Genomic DNA, 19,953 nt, shown 5'->3' on the forward strand with positions numbered 1-19,953 from the left:
TCCAGATCACGTGCGCAGAAGGTGTTGAGACACGCCGAGCCGACACCCACGTGGCGTGATCATGATCAGGCGAGCGGGGCCGGCCGGGTGGGCTGGTCAGTGCGGGAGCACCGCCCTGCGCAGCTGGGTCAGCGGCCGGGCTCGGCCGGGGTGCGAGCGGACGGGGCCTCGGCGTCCTGACCCACGGGATCAGCACGGCGTTCGCGCACCACCGGCAGCTGTCCGGTGAGCAGCTCGCGGTCGTGGGCGAAGGCCGGGTCGGCGTCCATCTCCTCGGTGAACACCCAGAAGCGGTAGGCGAAGAAGCGGAAGACCGTGCCGAAGAACAGGCCGATCACGTTGCCGGCGATGAACAGGCTGGTGGAGTCGGTCAGGCCCATCCAGTACTGGGCGATGAACACGCAGCCGGCCTGGATGCCCAGCCCGATCGCGTTCATCACCAGGAACAGGACCAGCTCCCGGACCACGTTGTTCTGCCTGCGGTGCCGGAAGGTCCAGAAGCGGTTGGCCACCCAGGAGAAGATCGTCGCCACCACGCCGGCCACGATCTTGGCCTTGACGGGGCTGCCCTCCAGGGGGCCGTTGAGCATCCAGATGAAGACGGCGGAGTCGATCACGAAGGCCGCCGCGCCCACGGTGCCGAATTTGGCGACCTCCCGCCAGAGCATGCGCACCAGCGCCATCAGACGCTGCCAGAGGTTGCTGAGCATGAGTGTGGGGTCGGCTCCTTGTGAGGGACTGTGACCCGCACACTCTAGACCGCCCAGCCTCCGATTCGCTGGACGTTCAGGCGTCATACAGCGTGCGGTCCCCCACACCCAGCTGGGGTCGATACCCTGAACGAGTGACTTTCCCGGTACTTGGAGTGGTCGGCGGCGGACAGCTGGCCCGGATGATGGCCCCGCCCGCAACCGCCTTGGGCATTCGACTGCGCGTGCTCGCGGAGGGCCCGGACGTGTCCGCGGTGACGGCAGCTGACCATGAGGTCGGCGACTACCGCGATCTGGCGGCCCTGCGCGCGTTCGCGGCGACGGTGGACGTGGTGACCTTCGACCACGAGCACGTCCCCGCCGAGCACCTGCGCACCCTGCAGGCCGAGGGCGTGGTCCTGCACCCCGGCCCCGATGCCCTGCAGTACGCCCAGGACAAGCTGCTGATGCGTCAGGCCTGCGAGCGCCTGGGCCTGCCCAACCCGGAGTGGGCGGCGGTGTCCTCCGTCAGCGAGCTGACCGCCTTCGGCGAGCGCATCGGCTGGCCGGTGGTGCTCAAGACCCCGCGCGGCGGGTACGACGGCAAGGGCGTGCGCGTGGTCCGCACCCCGGAGCAGGCCGCCGCGTGCACCGACTGGTTCGAGCTGGACTTCGAGGCACTGCTGGTGGAGCAGATGGTCCCGTTCACCCGCGAGCTCTCCGCGCAGGTGGCCCGCACCCCGTCCGGGCAGACGGCTGTCTACCCGGTGGTCGAGTCCCTCCAGACCGAGGGCGTGTGTGACCTGGTCACGGCCCCCGCACCAGGATTGAGCCCGACGACGGCCAGCGCGGCTCAGCAGGCAGCGGTCACCTTGGCCGAGGGGCTGGGGGTGACGGGCATGCTGGCCGTGGAGCTCTTCGAGACCCCGGGCACTGGTCCGGGGTTCATGGTCAACGAGCTGGCCATGCGTCCGCACAACTCCGGGCACTGGTCCATGGACGGTGCGGTCACCGGTCAGTTCGAACAGCATGTGCGTGCGGTGCTGGATCTGCCCCTGGGCTCCACGGACCCGGTGGGTGCGTACACGGTGATGAAGAACTACCTGGGCGGTGCGAACCAGGACCTGTACTCCGCCTTCCCGGAGGCCCTGCGCGCCCACCCGGAGGCCAAGGTCCACGCCTACGGCAAGTCCGTGCGCCCGGGACGCAAGATCGGCCACGTCAACGTGGTGGCCCCCCGCCCCGAGGACCTGGACGCCGCCCGCGCGGCCGCCGAGGGAGCCGCAGCCATCATCCGGGACGGGTCCTCCGCCACCCGCCCTGAGCCCGCCCAGCCCGCCCAGCCAGCCCAGACCCAGGAATCCTGATGACCACTCCCCCGTCCTCACCCGTCACCCCCATCGCCCCGGGCACCACCCAGCCCGCCGCCCCGGCGAGCGCAGGCACCCAGGCGCGAGTCGCCGTCGTGATGGGGTCTGACTCGGACTGGCCGGTCATGCAGGCCGCCGCGGACGCGCTGGAGGAGTTCGGCATCCCGTATCTGGTGGATGTGGTCTCGGCTCACCGCATGCCGCACGAGATGGTCGAGTTCGGGGCCACCGCGCAGGAGCGGGGCATCCGGGTGATCATCGCCGGTGCGGGCGGGGCTGCCCACCTGCCGGGCATGCTGGCCTCCACCACGCCGCTGCCGGTGATCGGGGTGCCGGTCCCGTTGAAGACCCTGGACGGGATGGACTCGCTGCTCTCGATCGTGCAGATGCCCGCGGGCGTGCCGGTGGCCACCGTCTCGATCGGCGGGGCCCGCAACGCCGGGCTGCTGGCCGTGCGGATGCTGGCCACGGGCGACACCCCGGAGGCCGAGACCCTGCGCACCCGGCTGACCGAGTTCGCCGCGGACCTGCGGGACACCGCCGCAGGAAAGGGGGCCGCCCTGAGCGCGTCTCTCAGCCAGGACTCAGGTCGATCGAACTACACTGGAGCGCTCTGAGGCTCGGGCGCCGCGCCCAGCCGGAATGACGGTATGACTTCCCCTTCGCAGCTGGATCCCACCCCGCCCTCGCCCGTGCGCACCCCGGAACGGCTCTCCGCTCCGGACCGCACCAAGCGAGCGCTGATGCTGCTCGGTCTCACCCTGGTGCTGCCCGGCGCGGCCCAGGTGGTCGCCGGGGACCGCCGTCTGGGCCGGTTGGCCCTGCGGGTCACCCTGACCGTGTGGGCGCTGCTCGTCCTGGGCGTGCTGCTCGCCCTGTTCTTCAACCGGCCGCTGCTCTGGCTGGCCTCGAACACGGTGGTTCAGCTGGTGGCCGTGGTGGTGCTGGCGGCGCTGGCCGTGGGCTGGCTGATCCTGTGGGTGGACACCTTCGGGATCATCCGCTGGAACCTGCTGGCGCCCGGGATGAAACGGGTGGTCGGCGCCCTGACGGTGGGGCTGATGCTGCTGACCGGCGGCGTGCTGGGCTACGGGTCCTACGCGGTGAACACCGCCCGGAACTCCCTGGGCAACATCTTCGCCGTCCGCCCGGCGATCGACCCCGTGGACGGGCGCTACAACTTCCTGGTGATGGGCGGGGACGCCGGTGAGGGACGTGAGGGTCTGCGGCCGGACTCCATCCACGTGGCCTCGATCGACGCCGACTCCGGCCAGGTGGTCATGTTCTCCATCCCCCGGAACATGCAGAACGCGCCGTTCACCGAGGACTCCCCCCTGTGGCAGGTCTACCCGGACGGGTACAGCTGCGGGGACGCGTGCATCATCAACGCGCTGTACATGGACGTGACGAACCAGCACGCCGGTCTCTACCCCGGCGCGGCGGACCCGGGCGCCGAGGCGATGAAGGACGCCGCCGGCGGGATCCTGGGTCTGGAGATCCAGGGGTACGCCCTGGTGGACATGGACGGGTTCGCCCAGCTGATCGACGCCATGGGCGGTGTCTCGGTGACCACCGGCGGGTACACCCCCTACCGCGGTGTGCGCCCGGACGGCCAGTGGGGCAACGTCTGGTGGGCGCCGGGCGAGTACACGTTCAACGGCGCCGACGCCCTGGGCTACGCCCGCTCTCGCCTGCACACCAACGACTACGCCCGCATCGCCCGCCAGCAGTGCGTGCAGTCGGCCATGCTGGCCCAGTTCAACCCCCAGACCCTGCTGACCCGCTTCGAAGGGATCATGCGGGCCGGCGAGCAGATCGTGGAGACGGACCTGCCCGGCCAGCAGCTGGGCACCTTCGTCTCCCTGGCCGCCCAGTCCCGCAGCCATCCCATGGAGCGGATGACCATCGGCCCGCCGGACTTCGAGGGCGACCGGTTCACCACCTTCCCGGACTACGAGCTGATCCACTCCCGCGTGGACCAGAAGCTCGCCGAGTCCGCCCAGGCCGCAGCCTCCTCCGGCCCGTACGGCCCGCAGGCCCTGCCGCTGCTCACCCGCTTCGCCCAGCTGCCGGCGGCGTCCACCCCCTCGGCCACCCCCGGCACCCCGCAGAGCGAGTGGCCGGCACCGCCCACCCAGCCGGACGGCTCCCCCATCACCCCGGAGTACCTGCAGTGGGCCGAGGACACCGGCCAGGTGGGACTGCTGGAGCAGGCCGCCGCCACGAACCACCTGTGCGCCCCCGGCCGATAGGCTGGGATCCATGTTCGCTCTGCGCTGTCCCGTCCGTGACTACTCCTGGGGTTCGAGCACCCTGCTCGCCGACCTCGAAGGTCGCACCCCCACGGGTCGCCCGGAGGCTGAGGTGTGGATGGGCGCGCATCCCGGTGCCCCCTCCCTGGCAGTCCTTCCCGACGACGGCACGCAGGTTCCGCTGGACGCCCTCCTGGCGCAGGACCCGGCAGGTCTGCTCGGCTCCGCCGAGCGGTTCGGACGGCTCCCGTTTCTGGTGAAGCTGCTGGCCGCAGGACAGCCCCTGTCCATCCAGGCCCACCCCACCCTGGAGCAGGCCCGCGCCGGGTACGCCGCCGAGGAGCAGGCCGGAGTCCCGGCCGATGCCCCGCACCGGAACTACAAGGACGACAACCACAAGCCGGAGATGGTCGTGGCCCTGACCCCGTTCTCCGCCCTGTGCGGATTCCGGGACACCGAGGCCTCGGCACGGTCCTTCGAACGGCTGGCCCAGGTGCTGACCGAGTACGGGGACGGGGCCACCTCACCGGAGGCCGCCTCAGCCGCCCACCTGAGCCTGAAGCTCTACGGCGGGCGACTGCAGGAGGTCTTCTCCGCCCTGCTGGACCCCAGCGGCGGGTGGGCCGGAGGCGACTGGGTGGAGGCCGCCGTCGGGGCCCTGAACCATGCCCCGGACGTGCTGGAGGATGACCTGAACCTGGCCACCGCCGTGGGGATCGCCGAGCACTTCCCGGGCGATCCCGGGGTGATGGTCTCCCTGCTGCTGCACCGCGTGGACCTGGCCCCCGGTCAGGCGATCTTCCTGCCCGCCGGGAACGTGCATGCCTACCTGCACGGACTGGGCGTGGAGGTGATGGCCGCCTCGGACAATGTCCTGCGCGGCGGTCTGACCGGCAAGCACGTGGACGTGCCGGAGCTGGAGCGCGTGGTGGTGTTCGAGCCGATGCCCGTGCCGTATCTGAACAGCTCCTCCGGCGCGGAGGGACACCAGCGGTTCGCCCCGCCGGTGGAGGAGTTCGAGGTGGAGCGCCTGGACCTGCCAGCTGCCGAGGGGCGTGCGCTGACCGCCCACGGCCCGGTGATCGCGGTGTGCGTGGCCGGTTCCGTTCAGGTGCGCTCGTCAGGACAGGACGGTCAGGCCGCGCAGACACTGACCCTGGCTCCGGGTGAGTCCGTGTTCCTGGGGGCGGATGACGCCCAGGCCACTGTGCACGCTGTTGCGGGTGACGAACACGAAGGGACCGCCACGGTGTTCTCCGTGACGGTCCCCGCGCTCAGCTGATCAGCTCAGCCGCAGTGCTGCAGGCTGGGCTCAGTCGTCCAGCCACTTGCGCCACTTGCGCACCTGGTGCTCGGCCTCCACGATCCGCACGGTGCCGGACTTGGAGCGCATCACCATGGACTGGGTGATCACGCGGTCGTTGTCGTAGCGCACGCCGCGCAGCAGGTCACCGTCGGTGATGCCAGTGGCGGCGAAGTAGCAGTTGTCGGACTTGACCAGGTCGTTGGTGGACAGCACGGCGTCCAGGTCGTGGCCGGCGTCGATCGCACGCTGACGCTCGGCGTCGTCCACGGGAGCCAGGCGGCCTTGGATGATGCCGCCGGTGGCCTTGATGGCGCAGGCGGTGACGATCCCCTCCGGGGTGCCGCCGATCCCCAGCAGCATGTCCACATCGGTGCCGGGACGGGCCGCTGCGATGCCGCCGGCCACGTCACCGTCCATGATGAACTTCACGCGGGCGCCGGCCTCACGGATCTCCTGGACCAGCTTCTCGTGGCGAGGACGCTCCAGCACGCAGACATTGAGCTGGCTGGCCGGCTTGTTCAGCGCCTTGGAGACCAGGTGGATGTTCTGCTTGACCGGCAGACGCAGGTCCACGAAGTCCGCGGCCTCCGGGCCCACCACCATCTTGTCCATGTAGAACACGGCCGAGGGGTCGAACATGGCCCCGCGCTCCGCGACGGCGAACACCGAGAGGGCGTTGTTGTAACCCAGGGCGGTCAGCCGGGTGCCGTCGATCGGGTCCACGGCCACGTCCACCTCGGGGCCGGTGCCGTCGCCGACGTTCTCCCCGTTGTAGAGCATGGGCGCCTCGTCCTTCTCGCCCTCGCCGATCACCACCACGCCGTTCATCTGGACGGTGTCCATGAACTCGCGCATGGCGTCCACGGCGGCGCCGTCGGCGGTGTTCTTGTCCCCGTAGCCCACCCAGTGGCCGGCGGCGATGGCCGCCGCCTCGGTCACGCGGACCAGCTCCATGGCCAGGTTGCGGTCCGGCTCGGTCCCGGAGACCGCCAGGTCCGGGCTGATGGAGGTGTGCTGGCCGCGTGCCCGCTGTGCGGACGGTGCGGATGCTGTCTGCGCCGGAACGCCCTTGTTCTCGGACTGCTCTGAAGTCACCGTGTCTCTCCGTCTGTGGTGTTGAGGGTGGTGGAGGACCTGCTCACGTCCTGTTCCACCATCCTAGTGCGCTGCACAGTGGCAGAATGGGGCCGTGACGACTTCCAGCACCACCACTCCCCCCGCGCCCAAGCCGCAGCTCACCGAGAAGCAGGCGAAGCGGGCGGGGCAGTCGGCGATGGCCATGGTGCTCTCGGTCCTGGCCACGCTGGCCGTGGCGCTGATGGTCTACTTCCTGAACCCCGGCAGCACCGCCGAGACCTACGAGCGCCCGGTGGATGTGGATGCCGTGGCCACTCAGGCCACCGCCGGTCTGGACTACACCGCGCTCTCCCCTGAGGTCCCCGAGGGCTGGCGCGCCACCTACGCCCGGCTGCGCAGCGGCGGTGCGGACCAGGTGCCGGCCTGGGAGGCCGGGTACGTGACCGGCCAGGAGGAGTTCGTGGGCCTGACCCAGACCGATCAGTCCAACCCCACCTGGCTGAGCCAGACCGTCAAGGGCGCCCCGAACGCCGGTCAGGTCTCCGTGGACGGCATCGCCTGGGCACTGCACGAGCCGGCGGAGGGCGACCGACACCTGGTGGGCGAGCTGGAGGGGACCACCGTGGTGATCTCCGGGTCCGGTGAGCTCTCCGACCTGGAGGCGATGGCCACCGCCCTGCAGGCCGCCTCCGAGGGAGCCGCTCAGTGAGCCCCACCCCGCTGCAGCAGCTGGCCCGGTCTGAGCGCCCCACCCCGGACGACGTCTGGAAGCTGCTGCGCGAGGGCAACCAGCGCTTCGTGGACGGGGTCTCCGACCACCCCAACCAGGACGCCGCACGCCGGGCCTCCCTGGCCGGTGGACAGCACCCGGTTGCCGTGATCTTCGGCTGCTCGGATTCCCGCCTGGCCGCTGAGATCATCTTCGACGTCGGCCTGGGCGATGTGTTCGTCATCCGCACCGCCGGGCAGGTGATCGACGACGCCGTGCTGGGCTCCCTGGAGTACTCGGTGGACGTGCTGGACATCCCGCTGATCGTGGTCCTGGGCCATGACAGCTGCGGTGCGGTGACCGCGGCGGTGGAGTCCTACGCCTCCGGCCAGATGCCCCCGGGCTTCATCCGCTCGCTGGTGGAGCGCATCACCCCGTCCGTGATCGCCGCCCGGCGCTCCGGGGTGAAGGATGTGGACGGGACCGTGGCCGAGCATGTGGGCCAGACCTGCGACCGGATCGTGGAGTCCTCCCGCGCGCTCAGCGCCGCCGTGGAGCAGGGCCGCACCGCGGTGATCGGGGTGACCTACTCCCTGGCCGGCGGTTCCGGCAAGGCCGTACACGCCATCGGCGAGGTCACCGACCCTGACCTGCCGCGCTGACCCGACGCAGCACTCGCCACCGCCGGACGGTCAGGACCAGCAGCACCATCGCGCAGAGGGCCAGCAGCGCCCCGGAGGCCAGGAACATGAAGCCGGCACCGATGTTGGTCTCGGTGGTGATCATCCAGCAGTACCCCAGCGCGCGCACCAGGCACAGCACCACCCCGACGACGCCCAGCCAGAATGCCGACCTCCACCGGTCCCAGCGGGCGGCCAGCGTCACCACCACGGATCCCACGGCCGCGGCGCCGAGGGTGAGCCAGGTGTACACCCTGGCCTGGACCCAGTCGGTCTCCTCGAAGGGGATCATCGGCTGCACGATGTCCCGGATGAACGGGAGGACCACCAGCAGCACCGCCAGCAGGGCCCACCGCACGCTCGTCATCCCCGGATGATGCCATGGGTCCGGGCCGCTGCCACGGCCTCCGTGCGGGTGGCCACGCCCAGCTTGGTGAAGATGTGGTTCAGGTGGGTCTTCACGGTGGCCTGGGAGATGAACAGCTCCGCGGCCAGCTGCTGATTGGTCCGCCCGGTGACCAGCAGCTCCAGGATCTGGACCTCACGCGGACTCAGCGCCTCGGCCAGTCCGCGCGTGCCGCCCAGAGCTCGGCGGGCGATCTCCGCCGGCAGCACCGTCATCCCCTGAGCGGCCTTGACCACCGCGTCCCGCAGATCGGCGGCGGAGGCGTCCTTGAGCAGGTAGCCCACGGCACCGGCCTGCAGGGCTGACTGCACATCGGCAGAACTGCTGTAGGTGGTCACCATCAGGACCGGGAGCCGCGGATGCCGCTGTGCCAGCTGGCGGGTGGTCTCGATCCCGGACGGCCCTCCGCCCAGCTCGATGTCCATCACCACCACGTCCGGCCCCTCGCCCAGACCCACCTGCCGGTCCACGGCCGCGAGCGCCTGCGCCGAGTCCTCCGCCTCGGCCACCACGCTGATCCCGCCGCCGGACTCGAGCACGGCACGCAGTCCGGCCCGCACCACCGGGTGGTCGTCCACCAGCACCACGCGCAGCATCACCGACTCCTCGGTCATCCCACAGCCCCCTCTCTCGGCAGGCTCAGCGCCACCACGGTGCCGGACCCATCGGGCAGGGCATCCTCGACCGCCAGGGTGCCGCCACGCTCGACGGCGCGCTGTCTCATCGTCTCAATCCCGAAACCCGCCGGCCGACCGCCTCGGCCCCGGCCGTCGTCGTGGATGTCCAGGGTGCAGCCGTCCTGGTGGAGGGTGAAGGTGACCACGCACCGGGTGGCCTGCGCGTGCAACAGGACGTTGGACAGGGCCGACTGCGCCACGCGGCGGACCACCGTGGCGGACGCTGTGCCCAGGTCCGCGTGCTCATCCGGCACCACCCCGTGGAAGCTCACCTTCAGCACGGCTCCGGACTGCCGGGCGGTGGACTGGGTGGCCGCGCACAGTGACTCCAGGTCCTGCACCAGCTCGCCCACCGGGGTCGCTTCCGCGCGGTCCGCGGCGTCCTGGCCCACCAGGGCCCGGGCCTGGCCCAGGCTGTGGGCGGCGGTGCGTTCCATCTGTGCCAGCTGCCCGGCGATCGGCTCGGCTGGCTGCTGCTCCAGGGCCGCGCGGGAGAGCAGCACCACGGAGGCCAGTCCCTGGGCCACGGTGTCATGCACCTCGCGGGCCCACCGGTGGCGTTCGCGCAGCGCGCCGGCGTGGCGTTCGGCGGCGGCCAGGTCCGCGCGGGCGGCCTGCAGCTCGGCGATGATCCGCTGCTGGCGCTGGGCCTCGTCGTAGAAGAGCGCGTAGGCGGCGGACATGACCACGGCCACCAGGGCGCCGATCACCGGCCCGATGACCGCGCCCACATCCAGTCCGTCCCGGTGCACGGCGTAGGCCACCAGGACCACGGCGGTCAGTCCCACCACGCAGGCCAGCGCCGCGGGGACGGACCGGCGCCCCACCACGTGCAGGTGCAGGAAGAACAGCGGGAAGACCAGCCAGGCGAAGTCCACGTAGGTGATGACCAGTCCGAGCCAGAGCACGGTGACGGTGACCAGCCAGGGCAGTTGCCAGCGCACCACGATCTGATCTCGTGCGCCGCCGATCCCGGTCCAGCCGCCCTCGCTGCGCCGTTTCTCCACGAACGTCCCGGCCACGTACACCCCGGCGAAGACCGCCGCCAGGACCCCGGCCAGGGTGAGCCGGCCCCAGTCCCCCGCGCCGTGGGATGCCTGCCAGCACCGGGCCAGGCCCAGCACCAGCAGCGCGGCCACCGTGACGTGCAGGGCCACGCGCATGGAGCCCAGCAGCACCTGGATCCGGCGGCTGGGCTGCAGCTGGGCGGCATCTGCCGCAGTGAGGACCTCTCCCATGGGTGCAGAGTAACGCGCCTGCCGCCCCGCCGCACCGGCGCCGGTCCATCCTTCGGTTGATTCACGATCCTCACCCTGGCCGATGTCCACCGCCCCCGTTCGCAGGAGGCTGGAGGGCATGACCCCGATCCTCACCACACCCTTCCTCTCCGTGCGCGACGTCCGCTTCGCCCGCGGCCGCTACGCCCTGATGGGTGCGGTGGTCGCGCTGATCTGCCTGCTGCTGGTCTTCCTGACCGGGCTGACCAACGGGCTGGCGCACCAGAACATCTCCGCGGTGACCGCCTGGAAGAACGCCGGCGAGTATCAGCAGGTCTCCGTGGTGTTCGGGGCCCCGCACGCCGAGTCCGCCGAGGACGTGGAGGTCTCCTTCACCTCCTCCCAGACCAGTGCGGATCAGCTCCAGTCCTGGGCCGAGTCCCCCTCAGTGGATTGGGCCGAGCCGGTGGGCATCAGCCAGTCCCGCGCGGACAGCGGGACGTCTGCAGCCGCCGTGGCGATGATCGCCGTGGAGCCGGGCAGCCGGCTGCTGCCCGCTGACGCGGACCTTCCCGACGATGGCCTCACCGGTCTGCTGGTCAGCGCACCGGCCGCGGAGGACCTGGGGGTGCAGGCCGGCGACGGGCTCACCGTCAACGGGCGGGAGCTGAGCGTGCAGGCCGTGGTGGAGGGTGAGTACTACTCGCACATCCCCGTGATGTGGCTGCCGCTGGAGCAGTGGCGCACGGCCACCCACGCGGAGGAGGGCACCGCCACCGCGCTGGTGGTGGGTACGGGGACAGACGTTTCCGAAGACGAGCTCGCCGCCCTGGCCGCTGACACCGCCACCGCCGTCACGGATGTGAACGGGGCCCTGTCCGCCCTGCCGGCCTACTCCTCGGAGAACGGGTCCCTGGTGATGATGCAGGCCTTCCTCTACGGCATCTCCGCCCTGGTGATCGCCGCGTTCATGGCGGTGTTCACCGTGCAGCGGACCCGGGACATCGCGGTGCTCAAGGCACTGGGGGCCACCAACCGCTGGGTGATCACCGACGGTCTGCTCCAGGCGGGGATCGTGCTGCTGGTGGGCGCCGCCCTGGGGACCGCCCTGGGCACGGCCGGCGCCGTGTTCGCCGCGCAGGCCGTCCCCGTCCAGGTGGACTGGGTGACCGCCGCCCTGCCGTTCGGACTGACCGTGGTCCTGGGGATGCTCGCCGCGGCGGTGGCCGTCTGGCGCACCACCCGGGTGGACCCGCTGTTGGCCCTCGGCGGCAGCTGATCCCACAACCTCCCGAAAGGACCCCTCATGCTCACTCTCGAGAACCTCACCCTGGCCTACCCGGACGGTGAATCCGGCACCCTGCTCGCCCTGGACTCTGTGGACCTCACCGTCCCGGACGGCCAGATGGTCGCCCTGGTGGGCCCCTCCGGCTCGGGCAAGTCCAGCCTGTTGGCCGTGGCCGGGGCCCTGGTCACCCCCACGTCCGGAACCGTGACCATCGATGACCGTCCGGTCACCGGTGCCTCCGCCGCCGAGCGCACCCGTATCCGGAGGGAGGACGTCGGCCTGGTGTTCCAGCAGCCCCATCTGCTGCCCTCGCTCACAGCCCTGGAGCAGCTGCAGCTCTCCGAGGCCCTGAGCGGAACCCGGCCCCGTGACTCCCGCAGCGCCGCGCGGGAGGCCCTGGCCGCCGTCGGGATGGAGCGGGCCGCGGACCGCAGGCCCCACCAGCTCTCCGGCGGCATGCGCCAGCGGGTGAACATCGCCCGCGCCCTGATGGGCCGGCCCGCGGTGATGCTGGTGGACGAGCCCACCGCCGCGCTGGACCAGGACCGCTCGGCGGAGGTGATGGATCTGCTGGCCCGGCTGACCCATGAGCGGGGCCTGGCCACCGTGGTGGTGACCCATGATCTGGAGTCCGTCCCGGTGGCCGACCGGGCAGTGCACATGAGGGATGGCCGGGTGAGCGAACACTAGACTGAGACGCATGAGCGATCAGTCTTCTTCCGACCAGCAGTTCCGCATCGAGCACGACACCATGGGCGAGGTCAAGGTCCCCGTGGACGCCCTGTACCGTGCCCAGACCCAGCGCGCCGTGGAGAACTTCCCGATCTCCGGCAAGACGCTGGAGCCGAACCACATCCACGCCCTGGCCCAGATCAAGAAGGCCGCCGCGAAGGCCAACGCCGAGCTGGGGGTGCTCGACGAGGAGCGCGCCCAGGCGATCGTGGCCGCCGCGGACGAGGTCATCTCCGGTGCCCATGACGGCCACTACCCGATCGACGTCTTCCAGACCGGCTCCGGCACGTCCTCGAACATGAACACCAACGAGGTCCTGGCAACCCTGGCCACCCGCCGCCTGAAGGACGCCGGCTCGGAGAACGAGGTCCACCCCAACGACCACGTCAACGCCTCCCAGTCCTCTAACGACGTCTTCCCCACCTCGGTGCACGTGGCCGTCACCGGTGCGCTGATCAACGACCTCAAGCCCGCCCTGGACCGCCTGGCCTCCTCGCTGGAGAAGAAGGCCGAAGAGTTCGCGTCCGTGGTCAAGTCCGGCCGCACCCACCTGATGGACGCCACCCCGGTGACCCTGGGCCAGGAGTTCGGCGGGTACGCCGCCCAGGTCCGCTACGGGATCGAGCGTGTGGATGCCTCCCTGCCGCGCGTGGCCGAGGTCCCGCTGGGCGGCACCGCCGTGGGCACCGGCATCAACACCCCGAAGGGCTTCTCCGCCCGCGTGATCGAGCTGCTCGCCGAGGAGACCGGCCTGCCGATCACCGAGGCCCGCAACCACTTCGAGGCCCAGGCCAACCGCGACGGCCTGGTGGAGGCCTCAGGCCAGCTGCGCAACATCGCGTACTCGCTGATGAAGATCAACAACGACCTGCGCTGGATGGGCTCGGGCCCGAACACCGGTCTGGGCGAGATCTTCATCCCCGATCTGCAGCCGGGCTCCTCGATCATGCCGGGCAAGGTCAACCCGGTGATCTGCGAGGCCGCCATCATGGTCTGCGCCCAGGTGATCGGCAATGACACCACCGTGGCCCTGTCCTCCACCAACGGCGCGTTCGAGCTGAACGTGGGCATCCCGGTGATGGCCGCCAACCTGCTGGAGTCCATCCGCCTGCTGGCCAACACCTCCACGGTGATGGCGGACAAGATGATCGACGGCATCGAGGCCAATGAGGAGCGCTGCTCGTTCCTGGCCGGCGCCTCCCCGTCCATCGTGACCCCGCTGAACAAGGTGATCGGCTACGAGGCCGCCGCCAAGATCGCCAAGCACTCCGTCGCCCAGAAGATGACCGTGCGTGAGGCCGTGATCGACCTCGGCTACGTGGAGCGCGGCGAGGTCACCGAGGCCCAGCTGGACGAGGCCCTGGACACCATGTCCATGACCCACCCCAACTGATCGGTTCCGCGCCCAGCAGTCCCGACGGCGGCCCCGGCACCTTCCCCGCGGAAGGTCCCGGGGCCTCGTGCCCTCCAGGTGTGAGCCGCCCGGCAAGTTCAGCGCACCTCCACCGAGGCGGTCCGCCCTTCAGACACACCACGAGCCGGACACCGCCCTGGGTGTCCGGCTCATGGTGTGTCTCGGTCAGGAGGAGGAGTGCTTCAGATCTTGTGGTGGAAGATGCCTGTGACTTCCTTGCCTGCTTCCTCGTCGACAGCAGGCTCCGAGGGCTCTTCGTTCTCGACCGCCCCTGCGGCAGCAGGGCTCTGGGGGGTCGGAGTCTCGGCCTGAGGCGTCGTCTGGGTCTGCTCCGGTTGCGGAGCGGCCGCGGCACCGGCGGCCGCAGTGTCTGCCGCGGCCGACTCAGGGGAGACGTCTGGGGTTCCGGCAGAAGAAGTAGTGCTCATGAAACGTATCCTTTCGCCGAGGGAGAGGGGACGTGGCATCGTTCTCCCAGGCCAACTGGTGAGTGTCTGTGTTCAGGGATGAGAAGCCTAGAAGACCAGAGTCCGGCGGAAGGTGATCTCTTTCCCGTTCACGGTGACAGTGCGACGCAGGTAGACAGCATCGCCGTTCCCGCACGACCGCCACGCGATCCTGGACGTCGTGAAGCTGGGAGCTGTCACGGCCTCCCACCGCTCGGGGCCGGCAGGGCCACCGCCCCCGGTGTACACCCCCCCGTTGGTGGCCCATTGGAACTGGCCGTTGTACGTGCTGCGGTAGGCGTTGTATGTCTGCCCGGAGATCGTGACCTGTCCTTCGTACACGGGGGCGCTCCAGGCCCTATTGCCGCTGGTCCAGGTGAGTATGCCCCAAGACGTAGGGAAGTAGAAAACCAGTTGGGCGTTCGACGGAGGCTGCTGCTGATTGGAGAAGACCCAGAGGCCGCCGTTCGGGTACGCCCCGGCGCTGGAAATGCTGATCCGGGCGGCGTTGCAGTCCCGCGTGACGCGGACCCACCCGTTCAGCGCGTTCGCCGGAATGGGATCCGACGGGGACACCGCGAAGGACGGTGCAGCCGTGGCCAGGGCCACGACTGGGACGGACCAGGCTGCGCCAGCCACTACGCGGCGACGCGACAGACCAGACGAAGCAGCCTGGCGCTCCTCTACAGATTCACGGTGCATACTGATGACCCCAACTCAATCGACTTCTGCTTGGAAAGTTGCCACCCGGAGGCGCGATGACACCGGGTATATGTGAGACAGCTCCCAGTTCTTCCCATACTCTCACATGAGAATTTCTGCTACAAGGTGATCAAGATCTCGCAGAGCGTTGCTCTGCCCGGCCTCAGACCCCGCCCAGAAGCACCGCGACCCACGCACCGAGCATCATCGGCGGACCGAAGGGCAGCCGGGTGGAACCGGTCGCCCGCCTGGAGAGCACCATCACCAGAGCCACCAAGCCGCCGATCACGAAGCCCAGGAAGACCGCCTGCGCCCAGGCCTCCCAGCCCAGCCACCCGGTGTAGAGCCCGAGCCCGGCCGCCAGCTTCACATCGCCCAGCCCCAGGCCGCCGCGACTGCCCAGGTGGAGCATCAGCATCAGGACGGGATAGCCGATCAGCGCCACCGCGGACGGCACCAGCCGAGCCCCGCCGTCCAGCGCGGAGGCACTCCACAAGGTCGCGGCGCCGCCGGCCACCAGGGCAGCCGTCCAGCGGTTCGGCAGCCGGTGCTCGCGCAGGTCCACCCGGACCAGCACCACGGCGCACACCAGCAGATGGACCAGCCCCGCGCCCACCAGCAGCGCCCAGAGCACCTCTCCACTTCTCCAGGCGTCGATCAGCAGTGCGGGCATGGCACCAGGCTACGGCGGCCGCGGTCCGGGCGTCCGCGCCCGTCCCTAGACTGTGGACATGTCCTCGTCCCCGTCAGACACCGCGCCAGACACCGCCCAGCCGTCCCCGCGGCGGAGCGGGCTGCTGCCGCCCTGGTTCCCCGCTCCCGAGCCCGCGGACCTGCACGGCTGGTGGCCGCTGTTCGGGCTCCGGGCCGAGACCGAGCGTCTAGTCCTGCGCCCCGTGGCGGACGCTGACCTTCCGGCCCTGCTGGCCGCCGTGCAGCGCGGCATCCACCCCACCGGGCAGAACCCCTTCGGCGAGGTCCCCTGGTCCCAGGCCCCGGCCCAGGACGTCTGGCGGCAGACCCTGCAGCACATCTGGCGCACCCGCGCCGCCACCGGCCCCCGCACCTGGACCGTGCAGTGCGGCGTGTGGGACCGCCTCGGCGATCCGGACGGCCCCTGCGGCGGACCGGACGGGGAGCTGATCGGCCTGCAGGACGTCAGCGCGCAGAACTTCCACCTCACCCGCACGGTGGAGACCGGGTCCTGGCTGCGGCATGACGTCCAGGGGCAGGGGCTCGGCCGCCAGGCCCGTACCGTCGGCCTGGTCCTGGCCTTCGACCACTTGGGCGCCCTCGCCGCGGAGACCAGCTGCGCCTCCTGGAACCAGGCCTCCCAGCGGGTCAGCACCTCCCTGGGGTACCGCTTCAACGGCGCCCACGTGCGCGCCTGGGGCCGCGAGCCGGAGACCGTGCTGCACTTCCGCCTCACCCCGGAGGAGTTCCTCCGCCCGCAGACCCCGGTGTCCGTCACGGGCATCGCCCCCGTCCAGGCCTTCCTCGGGATCCCCGCGGTCCCGACGCCGGCCCCGGCACCTTCAGGAGAGACCTCAGCATGACCTGGCGAGACGACATGGGCCTGACCGGCCCCGCCCAGCCGGCCACCCGACCCACCGGCGGCCTGTTCGGCCGACGGTCCGTGCAGACGGTCCCGGACCGGCGCCCGTCCGCCCTGGCCCGGGCCAAGCCGGTGCTCGGACTGGTGGTGGTGATGTGGGTGCTGGAGATCCTGGACATCGTTCTGCGCGGAGCGCTGGATCGGTTCGGCATCCGCCCCCTGGAAACCGAGGGGCTCGTGGGCGTGCTGGCCTCTCCACTGCTGCACGGCTCCATCCCCCACCTGATCTCCAACACCGGCGCCCTGTTGGTCCTGGGATCCCTCATCGCCTGGATCACTGGACGATGGTGGCTGATCACCGCCGGGATCTGGGTCCTCTCCGGACTGGGGACCTGGCTGATCGGCGGTCCGGGCACCCTGCACATCGGGGCGTCCGGCGTGGTCTACGGCTATGCGGCCTTCCTGGTGACCTACGCGATCCTCTCGCGCCGGCTGGCCGCCCTGCTGGCCGCCGTCGTGACCGTGGCGCTGTACGGGGGGATCGTGTTCGGGCTGCTCCCGGTCAATCCGCACATCTCCTGGCAGGGCCATCTGATGGGCGCCGCGGCCGGGATCCTGGTGGCGTTCCTGGACACCCGGCAGGCCCGTCAGGACCGCCGAGAACGGGCGATGGACCGCCTCAGGTGACTCGTGAGTAGGATCACGGTCAAGAGTTCACGTTCTCCCTTGTCATCCGAAGACGGGGGGCTTATGCTGGAGTCGTTCATCAGCGGCCGTCGCGCCGATCATGGACAGCTGAGCTCCATGGCTCCGATCCCGTTTCAGGGGGCCATGGCTCGGCGGACTGGCCGGGATCCCCTCATCCCCCCTCCACGGGGACTCGGCCCTCCGCCCACAGGGGCCGCTGCATCGCAGCGGCCTCTGTCTCGTTAACCAGCCCCCTGCTCCGGCTAGAGCACGTCCTCCAGCAGCTCCGTGACCAGCGCGGCGATCGGCGAGCGCTCCGGACGGGTCAGGGTGACGTGGCCGAACAGCGGCTGTCCCTTGAGGGTCTCCACCACGGCTGCGATGCCGTCATGCCGGCCCACCCGCAGGTTGTCACGCTGGGCCACGTCATGGGTGAGCACGATCTTGGAGTTCTGGCCCATCCGGCTCATCACCGTCAGCAGGGTGTTCTTCTCCAGGGACTGCGCCTCGTCCACGATCACCCAGGAGTCGTGCAGGGACCGGCCTCGGATGTGGGTCAGGGGCAGCACCTCGAGCATGCCGCGGTCCAGGACCTCCTCCATCACCTCGGTGGAGACCAGCGCACCCAGGGTGTCGAACACGGCCTGGCCCCAGGGGTTCATCTTCTCCGACTCGGAACCGGGCAGGTAGCCCAGCTCCTGACCGCCCACGGCGAACAGGGGGCGGAACACCACGACCTTGCGGTGCTCCTGACGCTCCAGCACGGCCTCGAGCCCGGCGCACAGGGCCAGTGCGGACTTGCCGGTGCCGGCCCGGCCGCCCAGGGAGACGATCCCCACCTCCGGGTCCAGCAGCAGGTCGATCGCCAGGCGTTGCTCCGCCGAGCGCCCGTGCAGCCCGAACACGTCGCGGTCTCCGCGGACCAGCTGGGTGGTGCCGTCCCGGCCCACCCGGCCGAGCGCCGAGCCGCGAGGCGAGGTGATGATCAGACCGGTGTTGACGGGAACGTCCGCCGTGGCGCTCAAGGTGACGGGGCCGCCGTCGTACAGGTCATTGACGTCCTCCTCCGAGGCGGAGATGCTCACCGTCCCGGTCCAGCCGGAGCCCTTCACCAGCTCATTGCGGTACTCATCGGCCTGCAGGCCCATGGCCGAGGCCTTCACGCGCATGGGCAGGTCCTTGGAGACCACCGTGACGTCCCGCCCCTCCAACGCGAAGTTCTGGGCCACGGCCAGGATCCGGGAATCGTTGTCCCCGGAGCGGAAGCCATGGGGCAGGACCTCGGTGGAGATGTGGTTCAGCTCCACGCGCAGGCTGCCACCCTCGGAACCGAGCGGCACCGGACGGTTCAGCGAGCCGTGCTCCACCCGCAGCTCGTCCAGCAGGCGCAGGGCCTTGCGGGCGTAGTAGCCCAGCTCCGGGTCGTTGCGCTTGGCCTCCAGCTCGGAGATCACCACGATCGGCAGGATGACCTCGTGCTCGGCGAACCGCAGCAGGGCACGCGGATCGGAGAGCAGCACGGAGGTGTCCAGGACGTAGGTCCGCTCCCCCGTGCTCTGCCGGGTGTGATGGTCGCCGACCGCACCGGGGGTGACGGCGGGCTCGGGGCTCAGGGCGGTGCTCAGATGCTCCACAGGGACTCCAGACCGGGGCGCACGCCCCGCTGATCGAGGGGGTGGGATGGGACGGTCCGGCCCGAGGACCGGAGCGGCCCTCCGCAGTGCTGCCTGTGGTGGGGCATACGGCCTGGCCTTTCCGATCAATCCGCAGGAGGTGCGAAGCCGGGAGCGGCCGCGTCCTGCTGTTGACTGATGGCACCCACGGTAGACCGGACAGGTCTGCGGGTGGCCCGTGACACTCGACGGGACGGTAAACGTTGTGTGACGATCAGGAGCCGAAGCGCCGTTGACGCGAGGCGTAGTCGCGCAGGGCACGCATGAAGTCCACGCGGCGGAAGTCCGGCCAGAGGGCCTCACAGAAGTAGAACTCGGAGTAGGCCGACTGCCACATCAGGAACCCGGAGAGGCGCTGCTCGCCGGAAGTGCGGATCACCAGGTCCGGGTCCGGCTGGCCGCGCGTGTACAGCCGGTCGGAGATCTGCTCCACGGAGAGGTCCTGGGCCACCTCGGCGGCCGAGCGCCCAGCGGTGTCGGCTTCGGTGAGCAGCTCGCGGACCGCATCCACGATCTCTCGGCGGCCGCCGTAGCCCACGGCCACGTTCACGTGCACGCCGTCCACGTCCCTGGTGCGCTCAGCCAGTTCGGCGACCTGGGCGGCCAGGGCCGGCGGGAGCAGTTCGGCGGCTCCCACCGCCTGCACGCGGACCCGGTGTCCGTTCTCCAGTCCCTCGCCCAGCCGGTCCAGGGTCCCGCAGATGATCTGCACCAGCCGATCCAGCTCCTCCGGGGAGCGGTTGAGGTTGTCCGTGGAGAGCATGTACAGGGTCACGACCTTGATCCCCAGTTCATCGCACCAGCCCAGGAACTCCAGGATCTTGTCCGCCCCGGCCTGATGGCCGTCCGCCGTGGTGGCACCTGCGGCCTTGGCCCACCGACGGTTGCCGTCCAGCACCACGCCGATGTGCCCGGGCAGCCGTGCGGTGTCCAGGTCACCGGCCAGGCGACCCTCGTAGAACCGGTAGAGGATCCGGCGAGGCACGGCCGGGACCAGCTCGGCCAGCTGCTCCAGGCGCTCCAGCCGTTGGCCTCGGTTCGTCCGGTCACCACTCACGGCGGCTCACCTCTTT

20 protein-coding genes are annotated in these 19,953 nt (G+C 70.5%); 11 read left to right on the plus strand and 9 right to left on the minus strand.

The window, feature by feature from the left end:
- Positions 1-128: 128 nt before the first annotated feature.
- Positions 129-710: a GtrA family protein gene (locus BM355_RS10330; RefSeq protein WP_091698119.1), complete on the minus strand. Its 582-nt coding sequence runs from the start codon at positions 708-710 to the stop codon at positions 129-131.
- 134 nt (positions 711-844) lie between these two features.
- Here BM355_RS10330 and BM355_RS10335 point away from each other — a divergent pair, with 134 nt between their 5' ends.
- Genes BM355_RS10335 through manA form a run of 4 tightly spaced genes read left to right on the plus strand, consistent with a single transcriptional unit; the run spans position 845 to position 5,593 of the window.
- The gene (locus tag BM355_RS10335) at positions 845-2,056 is read left to right on the plus strand and encodes a 5-(carboxyamino)imidazole ribonucleotide synthase (protein WP_091698122.1); all 1,212 of its coding nucleotides are present in this window, start codon (positions 845-847) and stop codon (positions 2,054-2,056) included.
- Positions 2,056-2,676, plus strand: coding sequence for a 5-(carboxyamino)imidazole ribonucleotide mutase (gene purE, locus BM355_RS10340; RefSeq protein ID WP_091698124.1), 621 nt, complete (start codon positions 2,056-2,058; stop codon positions 2,674-2,676). Before BM355_RS10335 ends, purE begins: the two co-directional genes overlap by 1 nt.
- Before the next feature lie 33 nt (positions 2,677-2,709).
- Positions 2,710-4,311: an LCP family protein gene (locus tag BM355_RS10345; RefSeq protein WP_091698126.1), complete on the plus strand. Its 1,602-nt coding sequence runs from the start codon at positions 2,710-2,712 to the stop codon at positions 4,309-4,311.
- 10 nt (positions 4,312-4,321) lie between these two features.
- The gene (gene manA, locus BM355_RS10350; RefSeq protein ID WP_091698129.1) at positions 4,322-5,593 is read left to right on the plus strand and encodes a mannose-6-phosphate isomerase, class I; all 1,272 of its coding nucleotides are present in this window, start codon (positions 4,322-4,324) and stop codon (positions 5,591-5,593) included.
- 30 nt (positions 5,594-5,623) lie between these two features.
- On the opposite strand, the gene glpX is transcribed toward manA, so the two are convergent.
- The gene (gene glpX, locus BM355_RS10355; RefSeq protein ID WP_091698214.1) at positions 5,624-6,571 is read right to left on the minus strand and encodes a class II fructose-bisphosphatase; all 948 of its coding nucleotides are present in this window, start codon (positions 6,569-6,571) and stop codon (positions 5,624-5,626) included.
- Between the two features lie 235 nt (positions 6,572-6,806).
- On the opposite strand from glpX, the gene BM355_RS10360 reads away from it, so the two are divergent.
- Both BM355_RS10360 and BM355_RS10365 read left to right on the plus strand, forming a co-directional pair.
- Positions 6,807-7,403 carry a DUF4245 domain-containing protein gene (locus BM355_RS10360; protein WP_091698131.1) on the plus strand — a complete coding sequence of 199 codons (597 nt, stop codon included), beginning with the start codon at positions 6,807-6,809 and terminating at the stop codon, positions 7,401-7,403.
- Positions 7,400-8,065 carry a carbonic anhydrase gene (locus BM355_RS10365; RefSeq protein WP_245760739.1) on the plus strand — a complete coding sequence of 222 codons (666 nt, stop codon included), beginning with the start codon at positions 7,400-7,402 and terminating at the stop codon, positions 8,063-8,065. The genes BM355_RS10360 and BM355_RS10365 overlap by 4 nt, the downstream gene beginning before the upstream one ends.
- Here the strand turns inward: BM355_RS10365 and BM355_RS10370 are convergent.
- From BM355_RS10370 to BM355_RS10380, 3 genes are read right to left on the minus strand one after another with little or no spacing between them, the layout of a single operon-like run.
- Positions 8,040-8,450, minus strand: coding sequence for a hypothetical protein (locus BM355_RS10370; RefSeq protein ID WP_143109481.1), 411 nt, complete (start codon positions 8,448-8,450; stop codon positions 8,040-8,042). The two genes, BM355_RS10365 and BM355_RS10370, sit on opposite strands and share 26 nt — an antisense overlap.
- A complete protein-coding gene (locus tag BM355_RS10375) occupies positions 8,447-9,103 on the minus strand; it encodes a response regulator transcription factor (protein ID WP_091698135.1) in 657 nt (218 codons plus the stop codon). Before BM355_RS10375 ends, BM355_RS10370 begins: the two co-directional genes overlap by 4 nt.
- Positions 9,100-10,524 (minus strand): sensor histidine kinase, encoded by a 1,425-nt coding sequence (locus BM355_RS10380; RefSeq protein ID WP_091698137.1) that lies wholly within the window; start codon positions 10,522-10,524, stop codon positions 9,100-9,102. The genes BM355_RS10375 and BM355_RS10380 overlap by 4 nt, the downstream gene beginning before the upstream one ends.
- Between BM355_RS10380 and BM355_RS10385 the strand changes: the two genes are divergently transcribed.
- Genes BM355_RS10385 through BM355_RS10395 form a run of 3 tightly spaced genes read left to right on the plus strand, consistent with a single transcriptional unit; the run spans position 10,523 to position 13,796 of the window.
- The gene (locus BM355_RS10385) at positions 10,523-11,662 is read left to right on the plus strand and encodes an ABC transporter permease (RefSeq protein ID WP_091698140.1); all 1,140 of its coding nucleotides are present in this window, start codon (positions 10,523-10,525) and stop codon (positions 11,660-11,662) included. The genes BM355_RS10380 and BM355_RS10385 overlap by 2 nt on opposite strands.
- Before the next feature lie 27 nt (positions 11,663-11,689).
- Positions 11,690-12,361, plus strand: a complete 672-nt coding sequence (locus BM355_RS10390) for an ABC transporter ATP-binding protein (protein WP_091698142.1) — start codon at positions 11,690-11,692, stop codon at positions 12,359-12,361.
- A 10-nt stretch (positions 12,362-12,371) separates the two neighbouring features.
- Entirely contained in the window at positions 12,372-13,796 is a 1,425-nt protein-coding gene (locus BM355_RS10395) for a class II fumarate hydratase (RefSeq protein ID WP_091698144.1), read from the plus strand.
- Positions 13,797-13,999: 203 nt separating this feature from the next.
- On the opposite strand, the gene BM355_RS10400 is transcribed toward BM355_RS10395, so the two are convergent.
- Complete coding sequence (locus BM355_RS10400; protein ID WP_091698146.1) at positions 14,000-14,245, minus strand: hypothetical protein; 246 nt, start codon at positions 14,243-14,245, stop codon at positions 14,000-14,002.
- 883 nt (positions 14,246-15,128) lie between these two features.
- Positions 15,129-15,638, minus strand: coding sequence for a prepilin peptidase (locus tag BM355_RS10410; RefSeq protein WP_091698152.1), 510 nt, complete (start codon positions 15,636-15,638; stop codon positions 15,129-15,131).
- A gap of 58 nt (positions 15,639-15,696) precedes the next feature.
- Here BM355_RS10410 and BM355_RS10415 point away from each other — a divergent pair, with 58 nt between their 5' ends.
- On the plus strand, positions 15,697-16,521 hold the full coding sequence (locus BM355_RS10415; protein WP_091698154.1) for a GNAT family N-acetyltransferase: 825 nt from the start codon (positions 15,697-15,699) through the stop codon (positions 16,519-16,521).
- A complete protein-coding gene (locus BM355_RS10420) occupies positions 16,518-17,207 on the plus strand; it encodes a rhomboid family intramembrane serine protease (protein ID WP_245760740.1) in 690 nt (229 codons plus the stop codon). Before BM355_RS10415 ends, BM355_RS10420 begins: the two co-directional genes overlap by 4 nt.
- 263 nt (positions 17,208-17,470) lie before the next feature.
- Here BM355_RS10420 and phoH2 read toward each other — a convergent pair whose 3' ends face one another.
- On the minus strand, positions 17,471-18,739 hold the full coding sequence (gene phoH2, locus BM355_RS10425) for an RNA 5'-3' helicase PhoH2 (protein ID WP_245760746.1): 1,269 nt from the start codon (positions 18,737-18,739) through the stop codon (positions 17,471-17,473).
- A gap of 355 nt (positions 18,740-19,094) precedes the next feature.
- Positions 19,095-19,865, minus strand: coding sequence for an isoprenyl transferase (locus tag BM355_RS10430; protein WP_091698225.1), 771 nt, complete (start codon positions 19,863-19,865; stop codon positions 19,095-19,097).
- Positions 19,866-19,953 lie beyond the last annotated feature (88 nt).

The sequence above is a fragment of the Micrococcus terreus genome (assembly GCF_900116905.1).
In the GTDB taxonomy this organism is placed as follows: Bacteria; Actinomycetota; Actinomycetes; order Actinomycetales; family Micrococcaceae; genus Citricoccus; species Citricoccus terreus.